4 protein-coding genes are annotated in these 3778 nt (G+C 36.4%); 1 reads left to right on the forward strand and 3 read right to left on the reverse strand.

Going from position 1 to position 3778, the window contains the following annotated elements:
• The first annotated feature begins 77 nt into the window (after window positions 1-77).
• Window positions 78-275: a hypothetical protein gene (locus D6734_13240; protein ID RMF92007.1), complete on the forward strand. Its 198-nt coding sequence runs from the start codon at window positions 78-80 to the stop codon at window positions 273-275.
• Between the two features lie 201 nt (window positions 276-476).
• Here D6734_13240 and D6734_13245 read toward each other — a convergent pair whose 3' ends face one another.
• From D6734_13245 to D6734_13255, 3 genes are all read right to left on the reverse strand, one after another.
• Window positions 477-1148, reverse strand: coding sequence for an iron-sulfur protein (locus tag D6734_13245; GenBank protein ID RMF92008.1), 672 nt, complete (start codon window positions 1146-1148; stop codon window positions 477-479).
• 118 nt (window positions 1149-1266) lie between these two features.
• Window positions 1267-1782 carry a hypothetical protein gene (locus tag D6734_13250; protein ID RMF92009.1) on the reverse strand — a complete coding sequence of 172 codons (516 nt, stop codon included), beginning with the start codon at window positions 1780-1782 and terminating at the stop codon, window positions 1267-1269.
• A 315-nt stretch (window positions 1783-2097) separates the two neighbouring features.
• Window positions 2098-3573 carry a DUF2723 domain-containing protein gene (locus D6734_13255; protein RMF92010.1) on the reverse strand — a complete coding sequence of 492 codons (1476 nt, stop codon included), beginning with the start codon at window positions 3571-3573 and terminating at the stop codon, window positions 2098-2100.
• Window positions 3574-3778: the final 205 nt, after the last annotated feature.

Raw genomic sequence — 3778 nt, forward strand, 5'->3', positions numbered from 1 at the left:
ATTTATTTGTATTTATTCAAAAAATGTTATTTCGATTCGCTGAAGGGAAATGATAATCGTCTAGAAAAATTTCATCAATGTCAGTAAATTATTTTTATTATTTTATAAGACCCTCAATCAGTGCAAAAGAATGGGGATATTTCTTACAGGCAACTCTTATTACCTTCCCTTTACACCTACCCTTTCTCTCCGACTCAAGGCCCGCTAAAAGAAAGATATCAGAAAGACGATATGCCTCCTATATAAAAATGAATCGAGTATTCTTGAAAATATAAGACCCCTGCTTAAAATGATTTATAGATTTGCCCGGAAGTCCTAATCAGTTGGTCAGTTTCTCTTTTAATCTTTTTGTATTTTTAAATCTGGTAAAAAAGATTGGAATGTTTCTCTTTGTCGTTTATCTGTACAATAAGTTCTCTTGCAAAGGCTATTTGAGAGCTCAGGATAAAAAATTATTTTGAAAAGTTGAATATTAATCAGATTGAATTCCAGTACTCCCAAGCTGAAGGCCATCTCTCTTTGAGCATCATTGTCATATATTTGTATATCTCGTAAGTCTGGCTTATTTCCTCCTCCTGTTCAGGGAAAGTCTCTTTGTTTTTTATAGCATTTGCTATGCGTATACCTAGTTGCGAAGCTGATTTCATAACGGATTTTCTTTCTTCAGGCTCGGTAAGCTGTAACTCAACTGCTGAAACACTTCCCACATATCTGAAACCGAAACAATGGAGACTCACATCCTCAAGATATCTTTCCACCACCTCCGGGTCTGAACCTCCTGATGTAACTATGGATGCGGCATATTTTCCATTTAATTGCTGACAGTGAATCAGAAATGCACAGCGGTCAAGAAAGGCCTTCATATGGGCAGAAACATTGAAGATATAATTGGGTGTAGCAAGTATTATTCCATCGGCTTCGAGCATTGCCTTCTCCATAATAGGAAAATTATCTTCCTGATGACACTTGCCGCCTTTTGTGTGACATATCTCAAGGCACCCCTTACAAGTCTTTATCGTATCATCATTCAACAGAAAAACTTCTGTCTCAGCTCCCGAATCCTTTGCAGAATTCAACACTTCAGTCAATAATGTCCCTGTGTAATGTTTTGTACCTCTCGGGCTTCCCAAGATACCGATTATCTTCATAGCTATTACCTTTTTTTTTGTATGATTAATATTATCCACGCATAGTTTTCAAAGCATAACTTAGAAGCACTCCTTAAAAGGTAAAGGGCAGATTTGCGTCCTTTTATCCCCACCTCCTTTAGCCAAAGAAAGAAAAGAATAAAATGAAAAATAATATTTGAACAATCCAGCCAATTACACATACTCCTACAGCTCGCAATGTGCTGTTATAGTCAAGAGCTTGTCTTACAGCAATCACCATTGCAACAAGCATCCAAATGGAAGCTACAGAAAAAACTAACCCCGCCAAACCCGGAATTATACCTAATACTCTAATCAGTCCCGGCGAACTTGAAAAACCAATGGTACGAAGTAATTCTCCAACATCTGCTTTCGTTTGCGGTTCGGGGAGGAGTTTTGTTCCGATAATGTATGTAAGATAAGCCCAGATATACCATCCGATTATAGCTGTAACCGCACCTGTCAGAATTCCGCTTATACCTCCCTTCCCAATTACTCCTATGCCAGCCGCTACACTAGAAAGGACCACGACTGCCATTGCTTGCCCCATTGCTCCTTTGTCGGCTTCAACTTCTTCATAAAGGTTGGCATCCAGCATTGATGCTCTGACAATACGGTCTTTAAAGTTACCCATACCACCCCTCCTCTTTCAAGATCTCAAATAAAAATATTCTTGTATGCTTATTATAAGCAATGCTTACAGCATGAAATTTCACATAAAAGTCAACCTATGCATTATTTATTTTAAGCAATAATTTACCCATTCTCAATTAAATTAGGCAAAGAACGCATTTTCATAATTAAGCAAATAGTAAGGATTTTTCCATACTTGAATTGTGCTTTTGAAGAATATTAAGCATGATAAAATGAATGTAAAAAGCAAAAACGATTTCTTATAAAAAAAGATTGAATCAATTTTTCAAAAAGCAAAGACGGAGTGGAGATCTCGTCACTCTTTTGGTTCCAGCTTATAGGCCAATCCGCAGGGAACAATGGTAAAATAATGGCTAATGCCGTTAATGTCGTAATATGGTTTGGTAAGAGCTAAAAATAACGGACGATCCTTGGGGTAACTGGATACAAATGCTTTCTGTTCATCCATTGCAATCTGCGCTACATTGACATCAGGACGCACTTTTTCAATTGCTTGTAGATATAACATTGGTTGAGCCACTGTGTAATCAGCCATAATTGTTGCATTAGGCGGCAGGCTATTCAAAACGGTTTCAGCATAGTTATGAGCTCCCCAATAATCTCGAGCTGAGGGCAAAAGGAAAAACTTCAGCGCTGGCCGGCCCGGTATTTCACGTATGCCTAATTTTTCACTTGTTATGCCAAGCAAAGGGAGAATTCTAGGTGCTAATGTGTAAGTTAGGATGGGACATACTAAAATTGTCAGTACCAATAAAACTCCTGCTCCCGCCTGAGAAGACCACCTTATTTTGGTTAACCACTTAAGAACCGGTTCTACTCCTAAACCGATCCATATTGCACCAACAAAGTAGCTAAGCATATAGAAAACATATTTGTCTGGGAAATTGATATTGATCAAGAAAAAAATATTTGCAGCCCAGATGAATGCCAAACACAGTAATAACGGAAAATTTTTAATAGATTTGCGAATGCCAATTATCATAATAATCAACGCCGGGCTCGGAAATTGTAATACCCAATATGCAGCAAATTTTAGCAACTCATATGGCAGCTCAATCCAATTTGGAATATAATTCTTCAAGGTAAAAGTAGATGTTCCGCATATATTGTAGGAGGAAAGGATAATTTTTAAAAATATTATAGTTATGATGAAACCAGCAAAACTAAACAGTATTTGAGACCATCCAATTTTCTTTTCGAAAAATTGTCCAGTTATCAAAATAACCAATGCCGGTACTGCCAACCACATCATCCTGTGATTAGTCACTGCCATGCCAATTGTGATACTGCCTAAAAGATAATGAATGTTTTGCGCTTTTGGATAAGTGAAATAGTATAGAGTAATTGCCAAAAGAGCCATATTGAAGGAATAAACTTCAGTGTGCACAGCATGAAACCAAAAATTATGAGAGACCATAAGTGCAGCAGCACCACTAAGGCTTGCCCAAAAAGAAGATGTGAGATTTTTCAATAATGCAAAGACAAAGAACACAGCGATTGCTGCCCAAAACGAAGTAAATAAATTGACCCGAAAGGCAACATTATTAATCGGAATTTTAGTCACGGGATGGGCTAATATTATCCAAAGAAGATGTTTTTTGTAGGTATTTTGAGTGTAGAAATCCAATGTATAGGCTAATCTTTGAAAGATAGCTTGGTCGCCCCACAAAACTGTAGGAGCCAAAGTATAAAAGTAAAACAGTTGTGCAGAGAGAAAAACGAATAATAGTTGTAGATAGTGCTTGTACTGATTTTTATTATTATCTTTCATATTAGTTTTAAAGCCATTTTCGAATTTTTCTCCTTTTCCTTATTTTAATTATCTACATCACCTAACATTTACTTTCTCATTACCGCTTTGCAAAATATTATTTTAAATAACTACTTTGTCAAAAAATAAATATGCAGAAAATATCTGTTTTATACTATTGTTATTTTTTAATCTTATGTTCTGGTCTTGCAGATTTTTGCAGAAA

Source organism: Candidatus Schekmanbacteria bacterium, from assembly GCA_003695725.1.
GTDB lineage: Bacteria > Schekmanbacteria > GWA2-38-11 > GWA2-38-11 > J061 > J061.

Excerpts from the sequence above, each read along its gene's own strand:
- D6734_13240 (RMF92007.1), top strand. The coding sequence starts at position 78 with ATGTCAGTAAATTATTTTTATTATTTTATAAGACCCTCAATCAGTGCA.
- D6734_13245 (RMF92008.1), bottom strand. The coding sequence starts at position 1,148 with ATGAAGATAATCGGTATCTTGGGAAGCCCGAGAGGTACAAAACATTAC.
- D6734_13250 (RMF92009.1), bottom strand. The coding sequence starts at position 1,782 with ATGGGTAACTTTAAAGACCGTATTGTCAGAGCATCAATGCTGGATGCC.
- D6734_13255 (RMF92010.1), bottom strand. The coding sequence starts at position 3,573 with ATGAAAGATAATAATAAAAATCAGTACAAGCACTATCTACAACTATTA.